Genomic DNA, 20641 nt, shown 5'->3' on the forward strand with positions numbered 1-20641 from the left:
GCAAGGCGGCCCGCACGGGCCGTCTTTTTATTTATTGCCCGACGGCGGTCGTCGTCGTATCTTCGACGGCGTTGCCGAAGCGCCGCCATTGATCGTCGTAGTTCTTGCGCGTCACCGGATCGAAGACGGCGATCGGCGTGGACACCACGATGCTCGCGGCACTGCCCACCGTTTGCGCCGTGCCGAGTGCGACGGCGCCGAGCCGCTCACCGAAACCGACCTGCGAATCCGTGACCGCCTGCCCATCGATCAGGCGATTGCCGATGAGGCGCACGACCTCGGGGCTCTCGGCAAATTTGCCATGGTTGAGGCGGTCGCCGGATTTCAGCGCTGTCAGGTCGAGCACGGTGATGCCCTGCTTTTCCAGCATCGAGCGGTAGGGTTCCTCCGCCGGATTGATCTGGCCGAGCCGGTCGACATTGCCGGAGATGCGGCGCGAGAGTGTCAGCGCCCGGTCATCGCGCGAAACGAACAGGGTAAATTTCGGCTTGTCCTTGCCAAGGGCACGAAACTGCTGGCCGAAGACGTCCACGTCGAGGTCGGGCGAGGCCAGGATGATCTGCTGGATCTTCTTCGGCACATGCCCGTCGCGGATCGCCATCTGGCGCAGCGTTTCGACGGCGAGCCACGTCCCCATGGAATGGGCCATGATGGTGATCTCACCGACCTTCGGCGAATTGACCGCCGCCCGCAGCAACTCCTCGAGCGCATCGCGCGAGTAGTTCGTGCTTTCCTTGTCGTAGGAATAGTCAAAGATGCTGGCGCGCGACGGCCAGGTGAAGATCACCGGTGCGGCGTCCGTCTTGGAATCGTGCACGATCTGCGCGAAACGGTAGACCGCATCCTCATACCGGTTGTTGAAGCCGTGCACGAAGACGAGTACGCGCCGGCTTTTCGGCAGGTTCTGGTCAAGCCAGGCACCGCCGGCCTTGGCACCCTCGACCGGCGTCACGCTGACGGTCGAGAAGTTCTTCATCGGGTCGGCGGGTAGCTTCTCCGGCCACTGCACCTGTCCGACCTCGCGCTTGTCTTCCGGCGGGATGGAGACGACGATGTCGTTCATCAGGAGATCGGAGCCGCGCTCACCGGAAAACAGCACGCCCGGCTCGCTGGACCGCGCGCGCGTGGTGGCGACCAAAAGATCGACGGTCGAGACCCCTGCCGGTGTCTCGCCGCTCGGCACCAGCACGCCTTCCGGCCGTCCGGCACAGCTCGCCAGCACCAGCAATCCGGCGAGCACCACGCGACGCAATGCGCGGTTCATCATGTCCCGCTTCCTTCCGCTCTTCCTGTTTCGCCGGCGCTATGGAGACACCGTTCCTGCTTGCTTAGCCGAGTGGCGGATGGTTTTGAAGGGACGCGAGGCGGCAGGAACGTCGGGGCAAGGATCAGAGGCGACAGCGCGTGTCATATCCGCCACGTTCACCCTGCTCAGGTCCCTGCTCGCCCGCGCATATAGGCCGCGAGATTATCGAGGCTGGAATGCAGACCGACGTCATGATCCTCCGGCCGAATGCCTGTCGGCACATGTTCGCAGGCAATCGCGACTAGCGTACCGCCGGGATGGGGCGTGAAAGACCAGGTCATTCGCATGGTCCCGGCAAAAGCCGGATCGTCAGAAACGAAGTCGATATCCTGAACGACACGCGCACCTGGCACCAGCACGACAAACCGACCTTCGACAATATCGCTGTCGGCCGCGCTTTTGCCCGCGCCCGGCTCGGAATAGACGAGCACCAGACGAAAGCGCCCGCCTTCGCGCGCATCAAACACCTCGACCCGCGCCGTCATGCCCTCCGGCGGCAGCCAGACGGCAAGGGCGACCGAATCGACAAGGGCTCGATAGAGCGCAAGCGCCGGCGCCGCAATAACCCGCGAGGCACGATCAACCCGTGTTTGCGCAGTCGAAGACAAGTCGCTCTCCACCCGGGCAGCGACGCCAACCACCAGGCACGCTGTCGCGGCACACTAACAGGTCGAGAATGGGATTGGGAAAGAAATGGCGCACCCGAAGAGATTCGAACTCCTGACCCCCAGATTCGTAGTCTGGTGCTCTATCCAGCTGAGCTACGGGTGCGCTGGCAACGGGGTGTTTACTGCCCGGCTGCGAGGCGGTTCCTAAAGGGTGCGCCGGTTTATTGCAAGCGTCTTTCTGAGAAAAAATGTACTTTTTTCATCGTGCCGTCACATCCCGCCCGGAATGCCGGGGTTAGGCGCGGTGGCGGAAGGCGTCGAGGGGGACGGGGCGGTCCGGGAGTTCGATGCGGAAGAGCGTTCCCGGCGTCACCTTCTCGACCAGCGCGATCGTGCCGCCATGGGCAAGCACGAGTTCACGCGCGATGGCCAGGCCAAGCCCAGTGCCGCCAGAGCGCGCGGAACCGCGGAAGGCGGCAAAAAGGTTTTCGCGGGCCTTGGCCGGCATGCCGGGGCCGTTGTCGTCGATGGCGATGGAGACGACGCTGCCGGTGCGCAGACCGGTGACCAGGACGGTGCGCCGCTCGACGCCATTGCCCTGCGAAAGTGCTTCCACAGCGTTGCGGCAGAGATTGTGGATGACGCGAAAGAGCTGCTCGCTATCGGCATCGACCTGAAGGCCTGGCTCGACCTGAAGCGTAAACTCGATATCGCCGCGCGAATCGAGGGCCAACACCTCCGAGACCTCCTGCACCAGCGGGCGCAGCGCCACGAAGCGGCGGCGCGGCTCCGGCTCGCGCATGCGGCCGTAGGAGAGCACCTCGTTGGTGTAGCCCACGGCCCGGTCGATGCTGCGCAAAAGCTTCGGTGCGACACGTTTGACCACCGGGTCATCGACATCCGACAGGCGGTCGGACATGAGCTGGGCGGAGGACAGGATGTTGCGCATGTCGTGGTTGATCTTCGACACGGCGAGGCCGAGATCGGCGAGGTTCTTCTGTTCCTTCAGCGTGCGTTGCAGCGTCTGCTGCATGGCGGCGAGGTGGACGCCGGCGACGGCAATCTCGTCGCGCCCACCGGATGGCTCCAGCACGCGGCTCGGATTGGACGGGTCGGCGGTGAATTCCTGGATGTTCGCCGTCATGCGGCGGATCGGGCGGATCAGCAGGCGATTGAGCGCGAAGAAAATCGGGCTCGCCGTAACCAGCGAGATGATCATCGACAGGATGAAGACGTTGCGCGCATAGCCGAGCATGGCGCGGCGAAGCTTGTATTCATCGAGCAGCAATTCGATGCGTGTGCTCGATTCGCCGACCGGCCCAAAGACGCGGATGATGCGGTCACCGCCGAAGACCAGCGTATCGAAGGCGTCGTAGATGGAGGTGAGCGTCGAGACGTCGGAGAGGTCGTATTGCGCATCGACGCTCGGCGGCATATCGGCGGCGGCGACGATGCGCGAGGCATCCTGCTTCTTTAGCACGATGGCCTTGGCGCCGGTCGCCATCAGGGTCTCTGCCTGCACGGCGCGCGGCAACTCCTGATCCGGCAGGCCCTCGATGACGACGCTGGCGGCGGCGGCCGTGTTCAGCCTGTCACGCAGCCATTGCAGGCGCATGTTGGCAACCGAGGGCACGAAGATCAGCACTTCGGCGATCAGCACGAACACGGCGGTCAACAGGAGAAGCCTGCCCGACAGGCCGGACAGGAAACTGACCGCCGGTACCGGCTTCTCGGTCAAGGACGGTGTCCCGTCTCTGTCCACCATCTGCAAAACTCCCGGACAGGTCGCGGCGCGGCACACAGATCGTGACGAAGGATCGACGCACCTTCGGTTCACGTCCGACAGCCAATTATAGGAGATTACGGCAATTTTTCCAACGCGGTCGCCGCAAACGCAAAAGCGCGGCGATCTTGTGACCGCCGCGCCGGTTTTGCGGGAATCCGGCTATCGATCAGAACTCTTCCCAGCTCTCCTGGGCAACGGCCGCCGTCGCGGTCGCACGGTTGCCGCCGAAGGCCCGGGCGACATTGCCCATCATGCGGCGCGCCGGCGATTCAACCGGGCGGGTTTCAGCCCGCACGGCGGCCACCCGCTGGACGACATCTCCGGTGCGGAAGCGCGCGACGAGGTCGGCCAGGCTGTCCGCCTCGCCTTTCAGCTTGTGCGTCGCAGCCGAGGTCTCCTCGACCATGGCGGCATTGTGCTGGGTGACCTGGTCCATCTGGTTGATGGCGGTGCTGATTTCCTGGAGACCCGTCGCCTGCTCGCGCGCGGCGGTGGCGATCGCGTGGATGCGCTCGTTGATGGTGACGACGCGGGTTTCGATGTCGGAGAGGGCCGAGCCGGTCTCCTGCACATATTTCACGCCGACCGACACTTCGCTGCCCGACTTGGTGATGAGACCCTTGATGTCCTTGGCAGCACTGGCGGCACGCTGTGCGAGTTCGCGCACTTCCTGGGCGACGACGGCAAAGCCCTTGCCGGCCTCCCCGGCACGCGCGGCCTCGACGCCAGCGTTCAGCGCCAGCAGGTTGGTCTGGAAGGCGATCTCGTCGATCACCGAGATGATCTGGCTGATCTCGCTGGAAGCCTGTTCGATGCGGCCCATGGCATCGATGGCGTTGCGCACGATGGCGCCGGACTGCTTGGCGCTCTGTGTCGCCTCGCCGACCATCATGCTCGCCTCGTTGGCCCGCTCCGTCGAATTCTTGACGGCGGCGGTGATTTCCTCAAGTGCGGCGGAGGTTTCCTCAAGCGCTGCGGCCTGTTGCTCCGTGCGCTTGGAGAGATCGTCGGAGGCCGTGCGCAGCTCGCCGGAATTGGCGTTGATCGCATCGGTCGAACCGCGCACTTCGCGCATGGTGCGCTGGAGCGTGGCGAGCGTCGTGTTGACGTTCTGCTGCAATTCCGCGAAGGCGCCGCGGAACGCGCCGTCCATGGTCTGCGTCAGGTCGCCGTCTGCCAGCGAGCCGATGACGCGGCGGGTTTCGGCAATACCCTCTTCGACGCCGGCGACGAGCTCGTTGACGCTGCGGGCAAAGCGGTTGAGATCCTCGTTCTGGTAGTCCTTGCTGATGCGCGAGCTGAAATCGCCGGCGGCGGCGGCATGCACGACGGTCGCGATCGAGGACTGCAGATCGGCGCTCTTCTCGCGCAGGATCTGCTCCTGGGCATTGAGGTCGCGCACGGTGATGGCGTTCTGGCGGAAGATCGCCACGGCGGCAGCCATGTCGCCGATCTCGTCCTTGCGGCCGGCATAGGGCACCTCTGTGTCGAGGTCGCCGCCAGCGAGACGCTTCATCGTTTCGGTGACATCCTGGATCGGGCGGCTGAGCTGGTTGGTCGCGATATAGAAGGCAACACCGCCGCCGAGCACCAGGCCAACACCGACCGTGCCGAGCACAAGCGTCAGCATGAGCGTTTCGAAGGCGGAGATCTCGGCCTTGATTGCCGTCAGGTTTTCGCTGTCCGTCTGGACGACGGCATCGATTTCCTTCTGGAAGGCCTTGCGGTTGGCGCGATTGAGCTCGTTGTTGCCCTGCTCGTTGGCGGCGGCAATCGAGACGGTCGTGCCAAGACGGGCGGTTTCCGTGCGGAAGGTGCGGAACTCCGCAGCACGGGCGACCACCGCGTCAAAGGTGGCCTTCTGCGCATCCGGCACGCTCGGGCGCCACTTGCTCAGCGTTTCGTCGATACCGTCGAGTTCCTTGACAATACCGTCGGCGAACTTCTTCGCGCCATCCGTATCCTTGGACGCGTAGACGCCGCGGGCTTCCATGACGACGGCCGTGACCTGGCGGTTCAGGTGCTCGCCGAGGAAGGCGCGGTCGGCGGCATTCTCGTACTGGTGGAGCTTCTCGCTGTATTCCGAGACCACATGGACGGCGATGCCGCCAATGAGGACGGAGATGAGCCCCATCAAACCCACGATGAGGTAAATCCTGCCGCGTATCTTCACGTCAAACTCCAAAGCCATGCTTGAGAACCGACAAGACCGCACAGGCCGCCTCGTCCTTTGATGCGGACGATAAACGCTAAAGGTTAATTAGACTTTGATACAACTACGCAAGGCCGTTGAAAGTGATCGCCCCCTAATATTGCGACGCAAAAAATTCTTGAAGAAAATCAAACACCTCCGCTTGCATGACGTAAGGGTAGTCTGCTTTCACCTCGTCATTCACAACCATTGATTGCCAAATCCGTTAAGAATTGTGACAATCCGGCACGCCATAAAGCCGCAATTGACTTTCCGCCGGTTTTGCCCTTATAAGCCGCGCACGTCTGGAAAGCCGCCTTCCCGCGAGGAAGTGGCTGTGCCGGGCTTCCAAAAATGCTTGCTAGATGCAAACCAAGAAGGGCCGCACACCGCGGTATTAAATAAATGACGAAGCGTACCTACCAACCCTCCAAGCTTGTTCGCAAGCGTCGTCACGGCTTCCGTGCCCGCATGGCTACCAAGGGCGGCCGCAAGGTCCTGTCCGCACGCCGTGCACGTGGCCGCGCAAGCCTCTCGGCCTAAGGCCGTGCCTGCCCGGAACAGAGGCGACGGGCAATGACGAAGACTGTTAGACAATCTGCTGTCGGACGGCTGAAAAGCCGTCCGCAGTTTCTTTTTGTGCGCGAGGGCGAGAAACGCCGGGGACCCTTGTTCCTTCTCGAAGTGCGCGACCGGCAGGCGCCGGACGAACAGCCCCGCGTCGGCTTCACCGTTACCAAGAAACACGGCAATGCCGTGGAACGCAATCGCATGCGGCGGCGCCTGAAAGAGGCGGTGCGGCTATCCGCCGGGTTTGCAATGGAGCCCGGACACGACTATGTGGTTGTCGCGAGAAGAGACGTGTTGAACGCGCCCTTCAAAACCCTTGTGGCCGGTCTCAAGGAGAGGATCGCGACAAGGCACAAACAGAAGCAGCAGCAGCGCCCTGCTGCTCCCGGGAAAGAGTGATGGAAAACAACCGCAATTATTTCGTGGCGATCGCGCTGTCCGTCGTGATCCTCATTGCCTGGCAGTTCCTCTATGTGAACCCCAAGCTGGAGAAGGACCGCGCCGCGCTCGAGGCGCAGCAGGCCCAGACGCAGCAGACAACGACGACGGCCGGTGGCACGACGACCACCGCGACCGGCACGAGCGGCACCCTGCCTGGCGGCGCAGCAACGGGCACCACGACCGAGACGCGCGAGGCAGCCCTTGCCAAGTCCGCTCGCGTCGAAATCGACACGCCTTCGCTTTCCGGTTCGATCAACCTGACGGGCGCTCGCTTCGACGACCTGAAGCTCAAGGGCTTCCACGAGACCGTCGACAAGACGAGCCCGATCATCACGCTGCTCAGCCCGGCCGAGACCGAACACGGCTATTTTGCCGAAATCGGCTATGTCGGCAGCGATGCGACCGGCCAGGTGCCGAACCCGCAGACGGTCTGGACCCAGGACGGCACCGGCAAGCTGACGCAGACGACCCCGGTGAAGCTGGCCTTCACCAATGACAAAGGCGTCACCTTCACCCGCACCATCTCCGTCGATGAACATTACATGTTCACCGTCGCCGACAGCATCGAGAACCGCACGGACGCGGCGATCGCCCTTTCGCCCTATGGCCGCGCCACGCGTTTCTTCAAGCCGAAGGATCCGTCGGTCTACGTGCTGCATGAAGGCTTCATCGGCGTGCTCGGCGATCTCGGCCTGCATGAGGTGAAGTACACGACGACCGAAGACGACACGACCGTCGCGCCCGGCAAGGCGACCGGCGGCTGGCTCGGCATCACCGACAAATACTGGGCGACCGCGCTCGTGCCGCCGCAGGCGACGCCCTACGAGACGCGCTTCTCCTACTTCACGGATGGCCGTCCGCGCTACCAGGCGGACTACCGCCAGGACGACATTACCATCGCGCCCGGCCAGAAGGCCGACGTCAAGAACCTGTTCTTCGGCGGCGCCAAGGAAGTGCCGATCATCGACCAGTACGAGACGGCCTATTCGATCCCGCAGTTCGACCTGATGATCGACTGGGGCTGGTTCTGGTTCTTCACCAAGCCGATGTTCCAGCTGATGGACTTCTTCTTCCGCTACTTCGGCAATTTCGGCATCGCGATCCTGATCACCACGATCGTCGTCAAGGGCCTGTTCTTCCCGCTTGCCAACAAGCAGTACGCCTCCATGGCGAACATGAAGAAGATGCAGCCGAAGATGGAGGAGCTGAAGGCCAAACACGGCGACGACCGCATGGCACTGCAGCAGGCGATGATGCAGCTCTACAAGGAAGAGAAGATCAATCCGCTGGCGGGGTGCTGGCCGATCCTGCTGCAGATCCCGGTCTTCTTCGCACTCTACAAGGTGATCTACGTCACGATCGAAATGCGCCACGCGCCGTTCTTCGGCTGGATCCAGGACCTCTCGGCACCCGATCCGACGTCGCTGTTCAACCTGTTCGGCCTGCTGCCCTATGACGTGCCGCACTTCCTGATGATCGGCGTCTGGCCCATCATCATGGGCATAACCATGTTCCTGCAGATGCGCATGAACCCGACACCGCCGGATCCGACCCAGGCGATGATCTTCACCTGGATGCCGCTGATCTTCACCTTCATGCTGGCGACCTTCCCGGCCGGTCTCGTGATCTACTGGGCCTGGAACAACACGCTGTCGATCATCCAGCAGGCGATCATCATGAAGCGCCAGGGCGTGAAGATCGAGCTCTTCGACAATCTCAAGGGATTGTTCGGAAAGAAAGCCGGATCATCCTGACGACGCTTCCAGCAAACCACATGAAACCCCGGCCTTCGCGCCGGGGTTTTCTTTTGCCCTATTGTTTGCGCACGGCCCGCTTGCGACATCGCTCCGTCGCTGGCATGGAAGCGTGGCGGACAGGCCGGTGGCATGCTCGCCAATATCCCTTGCTGCGAGCGCCCCATGTCCGCCTCATCGCTTCCGGTCACCCCCACCCTCCCGGACAGCCGGGGACAAGGTTATGGCGCGGCGCTCGTGCTCGGATCCGCCGTCGTCTGGAGCTTTGGCGGCACGCTAGCGCGCTTCCTGCATATCGAAGATGGCTGGACGGTCGTCTTCTGGCGCTCGCTTTTCGCAGCCCTCTTCCTTTTGGCCTTCATGCTGGTGCGCGACGGACCACGCGGCACGGTCCAGCTCTTCAAAGGCATGGGGCTTGCCGGCGTCGCCGTCGGCGTCTGTTTCGCCACGGCCTCGACGTCCTTCATCCTCGCACTCGCCTATACCACTGTCGCCAATGTCGTGCTGATCCAGGCCGGCGTGCCGCTGATCGCCGCGCTGATGGCCTGGCTGCTCTTCCGCGAAAGGATCGCGATCCATACCTGGCTCGCCATCGCGGCGGTGATCGGCGGCGTTGCCATCATGGTCTCGGAATCGCTCGGCGGCAGCGTCTCGATGATGGGCGATGCGCTCGCCATCCTTATCGCCTTTGCCTTCGCCACCGCGACGATCATCACCCGGCGTTTTGCCCATGTGCGCATGACGCCGGCCGTCTTCCTCGGCACCGTGATCGCCTGCGCCACGGCGGCAAGCCAGGCCTCCGGCTTCGCCATCACCGCGCAGGAACTCGGCGTCCTCATCGTCTTCGGCGCGCTCAATTTCGGCCTTGGCCTGGCGCTCTTCGTCACCGGCGCACGGCTCATCCCCTCGGCGCTCGCCGCCCTGCTCGGTACCGCCGAGACGGTGCTCGCACCACTCTGGGTCGCCGTCATCCATGGCGAGGTGCCGGGCGCCCGCACCGTGATCGGCGGCTTCATCGTGCTCGCGGCCCTGCTCTGTTACCTCGGCGTCGAACTCTGGCGGCAGCGGCGCGCTTGACTTTCACGGCCAAAACCGGGAAGCCGGGGGCTGACAACAAAGGCCAGACTTATGACCGAGACGACGCCTCTGGGCGACAAGCCGCTGTTCGGCAGGCCGTGGATCTTCATCCGCGGCGTGCCGGCCATGAAATTCCTGCCGCCGGAGGGCCCGCCGGAGATCGCGTTTGCCGGGCGCTCGAATGTCGGAAAGTCGTCGCTGATCAACGCGCTCGTCGGTCACAAGGGTCTGGCGCGTACCTCGAATACGCCGGGCCGCACGCAGGAACTCAACTACTTCGTTCCGGACGGCTATTCCGGCGCGGAAGACGATCTGCCACCGATGGCGCTCGTCGACATGCCCGGCTACGGCTATGCGCAGGCGCCGAAGGACCAGGTCGATGCCTGGACGAAGCTCGTCTTCGACTACCTGCGCGGCCGTTCCACGCTGAAGCGCGTCTATGTGCTGATCGACAGCCGCCACGGCATCAAGCCCAATGACGACGAGGTGTTTGGCCTGCTCGACAAGGCCGCGGTCTCCTATCAGGTCATTCTGACCAAGACCGACAAGATCAAGGACGTCGCCGTGCCGCGCCTCATCGAAGAAACGCGCCTGAAGATCGTCAAGCGCCCGGCGGCCTATCCCGAAGTGCTGTCGACCTCGTCGGAAAAGGGCCGTGGTCTCGACGACGTGCGCAACGCCATCATCACCGCGATCGCGCGATAAAAAGGCCGCCGGCTGGAACCGGCGGCCAAAGGCTGACGAAGGCTGATCCGCGCGAGGTTTCGAGGCGGGCGCGGACTTGAGGTCAGGCCTTCGGCAGCAGAACCTTGTCGATGACGTGAATGACGCCGTTCGACTGCTTGACGTCGGCGATCGTCACCGTCGCAACGCCGCCCATCTCATCCGTCAGCGTGATCTTGTCGCCGTCCATCTTGGCCGAAAGCATGCAGCCGCCGACGGTCTTGACCGGATGGTTGCCGCCATCATCGGCGATCATCTTGCCGATCGCCTCGGAAAGCGCATTCGCCGCGACCACATGGCAGGTCAGCACCTTGGTGAGTTGCTCCTTGTTTTCCGGTTTCAGCAGCGTATCGACCGTGCCGGCCGGCAGCGCTTCGAACGCTTCGTTGGTCGGCGCGAACACGGTGAACGGGCCAGCGCCCGAGAGCGTTTCGACCAGGCCGGCGGCCTTGACGGCGGCGACCAGCGTCGTGTGGTCCTTCGAATTGACGGCGTTTTCGACGATGTTCTTGGTCTCCAGCATCGGTGCGCCGCCGACCATCGGATTTTCGGCATGCGCAGCAAAGGCGCCGAGCGCAAAGGCCGTGGCAAGGGCGGCGGTGCGAAGGGTGAAACGGCTCATGGGGTGGGTCCTTCCTTTTCGGCCCGCATTATGCGGGTCCTCCCGGTGCGATGCCCAACGGGCGATCATTGCAAGCAACGGGAGCTTTGGAAAAAGAGTTTCAGGACCGCCGGTCTTTTTTACAAACCCTTGATCGGAAACAAAAAAGCCGCGCAAAGCGCGGCTTTTGGCATCGAACGGTCAGCATCAATCGAAGCGCGTGGCGCCGGATGCGATGACCGGGCCGGTCGCGCTGCCGGTCGGCGATCCGCCGAACGGTTCGATACTGACGGCGAGCACCGCGCCTTGCACGATGCGCCCGCGCATGACCGCCGGCACCACCACTTCCCCCTCACCCGTCTGTGGCAGCACGCCGAGCGAGACCGGCGCCTTGCCATCCTCGACGAGCCAGAGCTCGAGCGATTTTTCCTTCTCCTTGCCGGCCGCGACCGGGGTGACGCGCAGCGCGCCATTGGCCTCGTCGTAGCGCGCCACCAGATTGATCGTGGCGTTTTCGCCAGACAGGTCCGCGACCAGTCTTCCGCCACTTACCGGGCGCGGCGCCAGGAGCGAGCTCATCGAGAAGGCAAGCCCGGCAGCGACCGCGAGCGAGGCAAAGGCAAGCGAGCGCCAGAGCGCCAGCGAATTCCAGAAACCGCCGGAAACCTTGCCGGAAAAGGCGGCATCCGGCGGTGCCGTGCCGAGAATGCGCTGTTCGATGGCGGAGTAGGTGCGCGGCGGCGGTTGCAGCGCCTCATAGTCGTCGTTGAAGGTGGAGAGGTTTTCCTCCCAGCGGTTCACCATGGCGGCGAACTGCCGGTCTTGCGCAAGCCGCGCCTCCACCTTGCGGCGGTCTTCGGCGGAAAGCACCCCGAGCACATATTCGCCGGCGATCACCTCGTCGCGGCGGGGGTCTCTCATGTCTTTGTCGGACGCCGTCATCGGCTCATGCACTCTCTCAGTTTCAACAGGCTTCTGCGAAGCCAGGTTCTCATCGTGTTCAGCGGCACGCCGTGGATTTCGGCAAGCTCTTCGTAGCTCAGGCCCTCTATATAGGCATGCCGGACGGCCGATGCCCGGTCGGGCTCCAGCTCATCCATACAAATATCGATCCGGCGGCCCTCCGACCTGAGCACGACCGCCTCCTCCGGCGACATGAGCGGGTCGGCGATATCATAGGCCTCATCGATGTCCGTTGCCACCGGTCTTCGCGCGCGGATGACGTCGATGGAGTGGTTGCGCGCGATCGCGGCAAGCCAGGCCATCGGATGCACATTTCCAGGCACGTAGCGGTCGGCGCGCTGCCAGATCTTGACATAGACCTCCTGCAACGCCTCTTCCGCTTCACTTCTGTCTCTGAGGATACGCAAGCAGATCCCAAAAAGTTTCGGGGCGCTCGTTTCATAGAGCGCGGCGAAGGCCTTGCGGTCCTTCAGGGACACGCGGCCGATGAGGTAGGAGATGTCATTGCCGATCACGCGCCGCTCCTTGCCTGTCGCGCCCGCAACCTAGTCTTTTTGTCATGCTGCGCGCAATCTCGTATGCAAATCATTCCATCGTCACAAAACATGCGTTAAACAGGCCGCCATCAAAGTCCCAAGAGGCCGCCATGTCCCTATCCGAAAGCGAAACCCAAGCCCGCCTTCTCGCCCAGGCCCTGCCCTATATGCAGCGCTACGAGAACAAGACCATCGTGGTGAAATATGGCGGCCACGCCATGGGCAATGCGGAACTCGGCAAGGCTTTCGCAAGCGACGTGGCGCTGCTCAAGCAGTCGGGCGTCAACCCGATCGTCGTGCACGGCGGCGGCCCGCAGATCGGCGCCATGCTGACCAAGATGGGCATCGAATCGAAGTTCGAAGGCGGCCTGCGCGTCACCGACCAGAAGACAGTCGAGATCGTGGAGATGGTGCTGGCCGGCTCGATCAACAAGGAAATCGTCGCGCTGATCAACCAGACGGGCGAATGGGCAATCGGCCTGTGCGGCAAGGACGGCAACATGGTCTTCGCCGAAAAGGCCAAGAAGACCGTGATCGACCCGGACAGCAATATCGAGCGCATCCTCGATCTCGGTTTCGTCGGCGAGGTGGTCGAGGTCGACCGCACGCTGATCGACCTGCTCGCCAAGTCGGAGATGATCCCGGTCATCGCACCGGTGGCGCCCGGCCGCGACGGCCATACCTACAACATCAATGCCGACACCTTTGCCGGGGCGATCGCCGGCGCGCTGAACGCCACGCGCCTGCTGTTCCTCACCGACGTGCCGGGCGTGCTCGACAGACAAGGCCAGCTCATCAAGGAGCTTTCGGTCGCTGAAGCCCGTGCGCTCATCAAGGACGGCACGATTTCCGGCGGCATGATCCCCAAGGTCGAAACCTGCATCGACGCCATCAAAGCCGGCGTGCAGGGCGTCGTCATCCTGAACGGCAAGACCGCCCATTCCGTGCTGCTCGAAATCTTCACCGAACACGGCGCCGGCACGCTGATCGTGCCCTGATGCTTTTGCCGGCGGTTACGGCCGCCGGCTCCTCTACCAGAACAGCAGGCCGAGGATGCCGCAGACGATCAGCAGGCACCCCGCCACTTCCGTGCGGTTCACCCGCTCGTGGAAGAGGAAGTAGGAGGCCATGAAGGTGAAGACCAGTTCGATCTGGCCGAGTGCGCGCACATAGGCGACCTGCTGAAGGCTCATGGCCGTGAACCAGCAGGCCGAGCCCAGCACGCCGGCAATGCCCACCAGCGATGATGACCGCCAGCTCTTCAGCACCTGCACGATCTCGTTTTTGTCCTTCCACAGCATCCAGACCAGCATGAAGGCCGTCTGGAAGGTCGTGACGCAGGCCAGTGTGACGGCGGCGTTCATGATCGGGCCGGGGCCATCGAGCGACAGCGACGCGCTGCGATAGGCGACCGCCGAAACGCCGAAGACGGCGCCCGACGCGATGCCGATCAGGGCGGTGCGGCTGGTGAGCGCGGCGAAGGTGTTGCGCCAGGACAGCGGCGCGCGGGCGACAGAGATCAGCATCACCCCGATGACGCCGACAATGATGGCGATGACGGCGCCGAAGGTGATGTGCTCGCCGAGCAGCACGAAACCGAAGATCGCCGCCTGCACCGGTTCGGTCTTGGAATAGGCCGTACCGACGGCGAAGTTCCTCAGCGAAAACAGGTAGACCAGCAGCATGGTCGCATAGATCTGCGCCAGACCGCCGATCACCGCCCAGAAGGCGAAGGTTCCGTTGAGCGTCGGGAAGGGCAATCCGACGATCCAATGCAGAACCAGCACATAGAGGATCGCCAGCGGAAAGCCGTAGCCGAAGCGCACGAAGCTTGCGCCGCGTGTGCCGAGCTTGCCCTGCAGGTGCTTTTGCAGGGCCGAGCGCAGGTTTTGCATGAAGGCGGCGGCGATGGTGATGGGGATCCAGAGTTCCATGCCCTGCCGCTAGCATGCGGGCCGGGGCAAATCCATCACTCGCGGAGGCGGGCGCTGAAAATTCCGTTTCCCTCGGCAATCGGCCATGTCATAAGACGCCCCATGACCGATCTTCCGAACAAAGCCGACTTCGCACATGTGCGTGACTGGGTCTTCGACCTCGACAACACGCTCTACCCGCATCACATCGATCTCTTCGCCCAGATCGACCAGAACATGACGGCTTATGTCTCGGCGCTGCTCGGCCTGTCGCGCGAGGACGCGCGAGCCCTGCAGAAGCAATATTATTACGATCACGGCACGACGCTGAACGGCCTGATGATCCACCACAAGATCGATCCGGCCGACTTTCTGGAAAAGGCGCATGCCATCAATTACGGCGTGCTGTCGGAGGACCTGTCGCTCGGCGAGGCGATCCAGGCGCTGCCGGGCCGGAAATTCATCTTCACCAATGGCAGCGTGAAGCACGCCGAAATGGCCGCCAGGGCCCTCGGCATCTTCCACCATTTCGACGACGTCTTCGATATCGTCGCGGCCGAATATGTGCCGAAGCCGGCGGGGGCGACCTATGACAAGTTCATGGCGCTGCACCGGGTGGACACCAAGCATGCCGTGATGTTCGAGGACCTGCCGCGCAACCTTCTCGTGCCGAAGACGCTCGGCATGAAGACGGTACTGCTCACCCCGCGCGACGAGAACCACGAGTTCGTCGATGCCTGGGAAAAGCGTACCGACGACGACCGGCATATCGACTACATGACGTCGGATCTCGTCGGGTTCCTCAACGCCCTGCTCTAGACGGCCACATTCCGGACACGGAAAAAACCCTTATTCGTCAAAAGGTTGAATTACCAATTTGTAACTGGTGAAAGCCGGCGTTCTGCCTATCCTGCCCTCAGGGACAAGATGGATAAAAGGAAACGACCATGGCTAGAAAAGACCTTCTCCTCGGCGCCGTTGCAGCCAGCCTTCTTCTTTCGAGCATTGCCGCCCCCGCCTTCGCCGCCAAGGGCGAAGGCAGACATGGCGAGCGTGGCGCCGCGATGATCGAGCGCCTCGACGCCAACAAGGACGGCAAGGTCTCGCTCGACGAGTTCAAGACGAACATCTCCGCTACCTTCGAGACCTTCGACGCCGATAGCAACGGCCAGGTGACGAAGGACGAGATCAAGGCACGCCGCGATGCCTTCAAGGATGCCCGCAAGGCTGTTCGCGATGCGGCCGACGCCGACAAGGCCACGGCCCGCGAAGCGCTCCAGGCGGCCGCCCCCTTCATGCTGCCGGGCGCCGGCAGGATGTTCGACCGCGCCGATACCGACAAGAACGGCACGCTTTCCGAAGCCGAAGTGCTCGCCTCGGCGGAGAAAATCTTCGAGCGCCGCGACACCAACAAGGACGGTGCCATCGACACGGCGGATGCCCGCCCGATGAAGGGCAAGGGCCATCACGGCAAGGGCGGGGGCGAAGAACGCGCCGAGCGAATGCTGAAGCGCCTCGACACCAACAACGACGGCAAGGTCTCGCAGGACGAGATGCTGGCCGGTGCCACGCAGACCTTCGAGCGCTTCGACGCGGATAAGAACGGCGAGGTGGCGAAGGCGGAAGTCGATGCCAAGCGCGAGGCCTTCCGTGATGCCCGCAAGGCGTTTCGCGAGGTGAAGGCGACCGATGGCGAAGCCAGGCAGGCAGCCCGCGAGGCCCTGCGCGACGCCCGCATGGACCGCATGGGCGCCCGCATGTTCGAGCGCGCGGACGCCGACAAGAACGGCACGCTGACCAAGGCGGAAATGGAAACGGCCGCGAACGCGATGTTCAAGCAGCGCGACAGCAACGGCGACGGCTTCATCACCGCCGATGAAGTCGGCAAGCGCCACAAGAAGTAAGCGTTCCTCACAGCACGTCCAACTGAAACGCCCCGGTCCGCCGGGGCGTTTTTTGTGATGGGTTTCGCTGGGCCGCGTCAGCCGTGCGCGGCAGCAGCCGCGACGTTTTCCGCTTCCATCTTGTCGTAGAAATCGACGATGATCTCCCAGGCCTCATCCGCCGTCTCGACGAACTGCATCAGTTCGACGTCGCCCGGCGCGATCGTACCGAAGGCGGCGAGTGCGTCGAAATCGATGATCTTGTGCCAGAAGTCCTTGCCGAACAGGATGAGTGGCACCAGCGCCATGCGCCCGGTCTGCATCAACGTCACCGTCTCGAACAGTTCGTCCAGCGTGCCGAAACCGCCCGGAAACACCGTGACGGCCTTGGCGCGCAGCAGGAAATGCATCTTGCGGATCGCGAAATAATGGAAGTTGAAGCTCAGCTCCGGCGTGACATAGGGGTTCGGCGCCTGCTCGTGCGGCAGTACGATGTTGAGGCCGATCGACGGCGCGCCGACATCGGCCGCCCCGCGATTGCCCGCTTCCATCACACCCGGCCCACCGCCGGTGACCACGACATATTCCTTGTAGTCCAGCTCGGCGGACCGCTCGGAGCACATGCGCGCGAATTTCCTCGCTTCCTCGTAATAGACCGAGGCCGCTTCGAGATTGGCGCGCTGCGTTTCGTTGCGCGCGGCCCAGGCATCCATGCCGGGGGCGGGAATGCGTGCGCCGCCGAACATCACCACGGTCGACTTGATGCCGCGCTCGGCAAGCATCATCTCGACCTTCAGCAATTCGAGCTGGAGGCGCACCGGGCGCAGCTCCTCGCGGCAGAGGAAATCATCATCCACATAGGCAAGGCGGTAAGCGGGGTGCGCCGATTGCGGCGTCTGCGGCACCACGGCGGCGCGGTGCTTGTCCTGCGCGCTATCGGCCAACGGGTCCCATACGCCATCCTTGCGGCGCAGGCTCTTCTTCTTCAGTCTTGCCATGTCACGTCCTGCTTTCAAGTCTCACGGGATTACCATTTCGCCCGTGCGACAGTATCTGCCGGAAAGGGGCTTCATCTTTCCCGGCACTTGCTCTAGAGCATTTTCAAGATTGATGAAATCAACCTTCCGGCATCCCGACCATCGAAAATAAGCGTCGAAGTTTAAGGAATTCCGATGAGCACGTCCAACCTGTCCGCATTGTCCGCAACCATCGACCGCGCCTTCGAGGAACGGGAACGCATCTCGACCTCCACACGCGGCGAAATCCGCGATGCGGTGGAGACGTCGCTGAACCTGCTCGACACCGGCAAGGTGCGCGTCGCCGAACGCGGCGAGGATGGCAACTGGACGGTCAACCAGTGGCTGAAGAAGGCCGTTCTGCTCTCCTTCCGCCTCAACCCGATGGAAATCGTCAAGGGCGGCCCCGGCGAATCGTCCTGGTGGGACAAGGTGCCCTCCAAGTTCGACGGCTGGAGCGTCAACGAATTCGAGAAGGCCGGCTTCCGCGCCGTACCGAACTGCGTCGTGCGCCGCTCGGCCTATATCGCACCGAACGCCATCCTGATGCCCTCCTTCGTCAATCTCGGCGCCTATGTCGGCGAAGGCACGATGGTCGACACCTGGGCGACGGTCGGATCCTGCGCGCAGATTGGCAAGCATGTGCATCTCTCCGGCGGCGTCGGCATTGGCGGCGTGCTGGAGCCCATGCAGGCCGGCCCGACGATCATCGAGGACAATTGCTTTATCGGCGCCCGCTCGGAAGTCGTCGAAGGCTGCATCGTGCGTGAAGGCTCGGTGCTCGGCATGGGCGTCTTCATCGGAAAGTCCACCAAAATCGTCGACCGCGCGACTGGCGAAGTGACTTACGGCGAAGTGCCGCCCTATTCCGTCGTCGTTGCCGGCTCCATGCCATCGGACAAGACCATGCCGAACGGCCTGCCGGCGCCCGGTCTCTATTGCGCCGTCATCGTCAAGCGCGTCGATGCACAGACCCGCTCCAAGACCGGCATCAACGAACTGCTGCGGGACTAAACCATGGCAGCCGTGGAAGAGCAGAGGCCAAGCCTCGCCTGGTTCTTCTTCGGCTGGTCCGGCCGGGTCAGCCGCGTGCCTTTCGCGCTCGGCTGGGCCTTCTGGCTCATGCTGCTGTCGGCAGCCTTGGCCCGCATCATCATCGTGCCAAAGGAGGATCCGACCTTCCTCCTCTGGTCCTTCGTCTTCGTCGGCGCCGCCATTGTCTCCACCGTTTCCTCTGTCCTCATGACGGTCAAGCGGCTGCATGACATGAACCTGCCGGTACCGCTGATCATCTGCCTTTTCGTGCCGGCCATTTCCCTCTTCGCGCTGATCGTCTTCTTGGTCTGGCCCGGCACCAGCGGCCCGAACCAGTATGGCCTGCTGCCCAATCGTCCGAAAGACTGAGAGCCGCGGCCACGCGCCGCTCGTGACAGGCCCCGGACGATCGGCTAAACCTCGATTCCATACCTCCCTCTCGTCGTTGTGACCGCATACCTATGACCTCTGCCGATCCGATCGAAAATCTCGCAACGCTCATCCGCTGCCCCTCCGTGACGCCTGCAGAAGGCGGCGCGCTGAGGGCACTTGCCGCCATGCTGGAGCCGCTCGGCTTCAGCGTGGAGCGCGTGACGGCCAGCGAGCCCGGCATGCCGGATATCGAGAACCTCTACGCCCGTATCGGCACCGAGGGCCCGCACCTGATGTTCGCCGGCCATACGGATGTCGTGCCGGTCGGCAATGAGGCTGCCTGGACGCATGCACCCTTCGGCGCCGAGATTGCCAATGGCGAGATGTTCGGTCGCGGCGCTGTCGACATGAAGGGCGGCATTGCCTGCTTCGTCGCCGCCGTTGCGCGCCAGATCGCGAAGAACGGCCCGTCGAAGGGCTCTCTCTCCTTTCTGATCACTGGCGACGAGGAAGGCCCGGCCGTCAACGGCACCATCAAACTCCTGCAGTGGGCGGCCGAGCGTGGCGAACGCTGGGACGCCTGCCTGGTCGGTGAGCCGACCAATCCGGATCAGCTCGGCGACATGATCAAGATCGGCCGGCGCGGTTCCGTCTCCGGGACCATCACCGTGCATGGCGTGCAGGGCCATGCGGCCTATCCGCACCTTGCCGACAATGCCGTTCGCGGCGTGATCGCGCTCACCGATGCGCTGATGCATCCGCCCTTCGATGCCGGCACGGAAAGCTTCCAGCCGTCGAACCTAGAGGTGACGACGATCGACGTCGGCAACCCCGCCACCAATGTCGTGCCCGCCGAAGCGCGCGCCGCCTTCAATATCCGCTTCAACGATACGTGGACGGCCGAAACCGTGATGGCCGAGATCGTGCGCCGGCTCGATGCCGCCGCGCACGACGAGAAGCTGCGACCCGGCCGTGCGCCCCTTCACTACGACATCAAATGGGCCGAGAGGCCGAGCCACGTCTTTCTGACGCGCAACAACAACCTGATCGCCTCGCTGTCGGGCGCCATCGAGGCCGTCACCGGCCGGGCGCCAAAACTGTCGACGACGGGCGGTACGTCCGACGCGCGCTTCATCAAGGATTATTGCCCCGTGGTGGAATTCGGCCTCGTCGGCCAGACCATGCACATGGTGGACGAGCGGGTGGCGGTCGCCGACCTCGAGACGCTGACCATGATCTACCAGACCTTCATCGAACGCTGGTTCGGCGATGCCCAAGCTTGATGAGGTCCTGTACTACCTGACCGGCATCTTCCTGCTGCTTCGGCAGAAGCAGGAGGGGTTCGGCTGGCTGGACCTGACCTTGCGCGGGCTCTTTCGCTCGTTCTGGGCCTTCGTCTGGTGCCTGCCGGCCTTCGCGGTCATCTGGGCATCCTGGCGGCTCTATTATCTCGGCAGCATGCCGGCGGAAACACCCGCCGGTGTCGGCTTCTTCGTCAAACTCCTGGTGATCGACGTCGTGGGCTGGCTGCTGCCGCTGGTGGTGCTTGTCGGGCTGGCCCGTCCCCTCGGCTATGGCAAATATCTGGCAACCGTGGTGACGGCGAGCAACTGGGTGGCAGTTCCGTTCTCCTATGCGGCGGCAATCCCCTTCGCGCTGACCCTCGTTTTGCCGACAAGCGCGCCCTTTGCCGGCCTGCTGCTCTATGCCGTGTTCGGCGCGAGCGTCGTGCTGCAGTTCCGGCTCGTCTGGATGTGTGTCGGCAAACAGACGCTTCTGGCCTCTGCCATGACGGCGATCTTCGTGTTGCCGCCGATGATCGTCGGGCAGGAATTGCAGCGCATCCTCGGCACGCTGCCGGCGTGA

At 63.3% G+C, this 20641-nt stretch carries 21 protein-coding genes and 1 tRNA gene; 12 read left to right on the top strand and 10 right to left on the bottom strand.

What is annotated here, in order from left to right; translation table 11 throughout:
• Positions 1–31 precede the first annotated feature (31 nt).
• From GR138_RS06070 to GR138_RS06090, 5 genes are all read right to left on the bottom strand, one after another.
• Positions 32–1267, bottom strand: a complete 1236-nt coding sequence (locus GR138_RS06070) for an alpha/beta hydrolase (protein ID WP_160857723.1) — start codon at positions 1265–1267, stop codon at positions 32–34.
• Positions 1268–1431: 164 nt separating this feature from the next.
• Positions 1432–1914: an SRPBCC family protein gene (locus GR138_RS06075; RefSeq protein ID WP_160857724.1), complete on the bottom strand. Its 483-nt coding sequence runs from the start codon at positions 1912–1914 to the stop codon at positions 1432–1434.
• Positions 1915–2000: 86 nt separating this feature from the next.
• Positions 2001–2077 (bottom strand) — tRNA-Arg (locus GR138_RS06080).
• Between the two features lie 132 nt (positions 2078–2209).
• Positions 2210–3679: a sensor histidine kinase gene (locus tag GR138_RS06085; RefSeq protein ID WP_160857725.1), complete on the bottom strand. Its 1470-nt coding sequence runs from the start codon at positions 3677–3679 to the stop codon at positions 2210–2212.
• A gap of 187 nt (positions 3680–3866) precedes the next feature.
• Positions 3867–5873: a methyl-accepting chemotaxis protein gene (locus GR138_RS06090; RefSeq protein ID WP_160857726.1), complete on the bottom strand. Its 2007-nt coding sequence runs from the start codon at positions 5871–5873 to the stop codon at positions 3867–3869.
• 423 nt (positions 5874–6296) lie between these two features.
• Here GR138_RS06090 and rpmH point away from each other — a divergent pair, with 423 nt between their 5' ends.
• The 5 genes from rpmH (at position 6297) to yihA (ending at position 10438) form a co-directional block, all read left to right on the top strand.
• Entirely contained in the window at positions 6297–6434 is a 138-nt protein-coding gene (rpmH, locus tag GR138_RS06095; protein ID WP_083242913.1) for a 50S ribosomal protein L34, read from the top strand.
• 33 nt (positions 6435–6467) lie between these two features.
• On the top strand, positions 6468–6860 hold the full coding sequence (rnpA, locus tag GR138_RS06100) for a ribonuclease P protein component (RefSeq protein ID WP_160857727.1): 393 nt from the start codon (positions 6468–6470) through the stop codon (positions 6858–6860).
• Positions 6860–8656, top strand: a complete 1797-nt coding sequence (yidC, locus tag GR138_RS06105; RefSeq protein ID WP_160857728.1) for a membrane protein insertase YidC — start codon at positions 6860–6862, stop codon at positions 8654–8656. The genes rnpA and yidC overlap by 1 nt, the downstream gene beginning before the upstream one ends.
• A gap of 165 nt (positions 8657–8821) precedes the next feature.
• Positions 8822–9733 carry a DMT family transporter gene (locus GR138_RS06110; RefSeq protein ID WP_160857729.1) on the top strand — a complete coding sequence of 304 codons (912 nt, stop codon included), beginning with the start codon at positions 8822–8824 and terminating at the stop codon, positions 9731–9733.
• Between the two features lie 51 nt (positions 9734–9784).
• A complete protein-coding gene (gene yihA / locus GR138_RS06115; protein WP_160857730.1) occupies positions 9785–10438 on the top strand; it encodes a ribosome biogenesis GTP-binding protein YihA/YsxC in 654 nt (217 codons plus the stop codon).
• 82 nt (positions 10439–10520) lie between these two features.
• On the opposite strand, the gene GR138_RS06120 is transcribed toward yihA, so the two are convergent.
• From GR138_RS06120 to GR138_RS06130, 3 genes are all read right to left on the bottom strand, one after another.
• Positions 10521–11078 (bottom strand): fasciclin domain-containing protein, encoded by a 558-nt coding sequence (locus GR138_RS06120; protein ID WP_160857731.1) that lies wholly within the window; start codon positions 11076–11078, stop codon positions 10521–10523.
• A 186-nt stretch (positions 11079–11264) separates the two neighbouring features.
• The gene (locus tag GR138_RS06125) at positions 11265–11999 is read right to left on the bottom strand and encodes an anti-sigma factor (RefSeq protein ID WP_160857732.1); all 735 of its coding nucleotides are present in this window, start codon (positions 11997–11999) and stop codon (positions 11265–11267) included.
• Entirely contained in the window at positions 11996–12535 is a 540-nt protein-coding gene (locus tag GR138_RS06130) for a sigma-70 family RNA polymerase sigma factor (RefSeq protein ID WP_160857733.1), read from the bottom strand. The genes GR138_RS06125 and GR138_RS06130 overlap by 4 nt, the downstream gene beginning before the upstream one ends.
• 131 nt (positions 12536–12666) lie before the next feature.
• Here GR138_RS06130 and argB point away from each other — a divergent pair, with 131 nt between their 5' ends.
• On the top strand, positions 12667–13554 hold the full coding sequence (gene argB / locus GR138_RS06135; protein ID WP_160857734.1) for an acetylglutamate kinase: 888 nt from the start codon (positions 12667–12669) through the stop codon (positions 13552–13554).
• Positions 13555–13587: 33 nt separating this feature from the next.
• Here argB and GR138_RS06140 read toward each other — a convergent pair whose 3' ends face one another.
• Complete coding sequence (locus tag GR138_RS06140; protein ID WP_160857735.1) at positions 13588–14490, bottom strand: DMT family transporter; 903 nt, start codon at positions 14488–14490, stop codon at positions 13588–13590.
• 102 nt (positions 14491–14592) lie between these two features.
• On the opposite strand from GR138_RS06140, the gene GR138_RS06145 reads away from it, so the two are divergent.
• Positions 14593–15288: a pyrimidine 5'-nucleotidase gene (locus GR138_RS06145; RefSeq protein WP_160857736.1), complete on the top strand. Its 696-nt coding sequence runs from the start codon at positions 14593–14595 to the stop codon at positions 15286–15288.
• 128 nt (positions 15289–15416) lie between these two features.
• Positions 15417–16373 carry an EF-hand domain-containing protein gene (locus GR138_RS06150; protein WP_160857737.1) on the top strand — a complete coding sequence of 319 codons (957 nt, stop codon included), beginning with the start codon at positions 15417–15419 and terminating at the stop codon, positions 16371–16373.
• Positions 16374–16450: 77 nt separating this feature from the next.
• Here GR138_RS06150 and GR138_RS06155 read toward each other — a convergent pair whose 3' ends face one another.
• Positions 16451–17350 carry an LOG family protein gene (locus tag GR138_RS06155; protein WP_160857738.1) on the bottom strand — a complete coding sequence of 300 codons (900 nt, stop codon included), beginning with the start codon at positions 17348–17350 and terminating at the stop codon, positions 16451–16453.
• 174 nt (positions 17351–17524) lie between these two features.
• Between GR138_RS06155 and dapD the strand changes: the two genes are divergently transcribed.
• The 4 genes from dapD (at position 17525) to GR138_RS06175 (ending at position 20641) form a co-directional block, all read left to right on the top strand.
• Positions 17525–18382 (top strand): 2,3,4,5-tetrahydropyridine-2,6-dicarboxylate N-succinyltransferase, encoded by an 858-nt coding sequence (gene dapD, locus GR138_RS06160; protein WP_160857739.1) that lies wholly within the window; start codon positions 17525–17527, stop codon positions 18380–18382.
• A gap of 3 nt (positions 18383–18385) precedes the next feature.
• The gene (locus tag GR138_RS06165; RefSeq protein ID WP_160857740.1) at positions 18386–18772 is read left to right on the top strand and encodes a DUF805 domain-containing protein; all 387 of its coding nucleotides are present in this window, start codon (positions 18386–18388) and stop codon (positions 18770–18772) included.
• Between the two features lie 92 nt (positions 18773–18864).
• Complete coding sequence (dapE, locus tag GR138_RS06170) at positions 18865–20058, top strand: succinyl-diaminopimelate desuccinylase (protein WP_160857741.1); 1194 nt, start codon at positions 18865–18867, stop codon at positions 20056–20058.
• Positions 20045–20641 (top strand): hypothetical protein, encoded by a 597-nt coding sequence (locus GR138_RS06175; RefSeq protein ID WP_160857742.1) that lies wholly within the window; start codon positions 20045–20047, stop codon positions 20639–20641. The genes dapE and GR138_RS06175 overlap by 14 nt, the downstream gene beginning before the upstream one ends.

The organism is Shinella kummerowiae (genome assembly GCF_009827055.1).
Lineage (GTDB): Bacteria > Pseudomonadota > Alphaproteobacteria > Rhizobiales > Rhizobiaceae > Shinella > Shinella kummerowiae.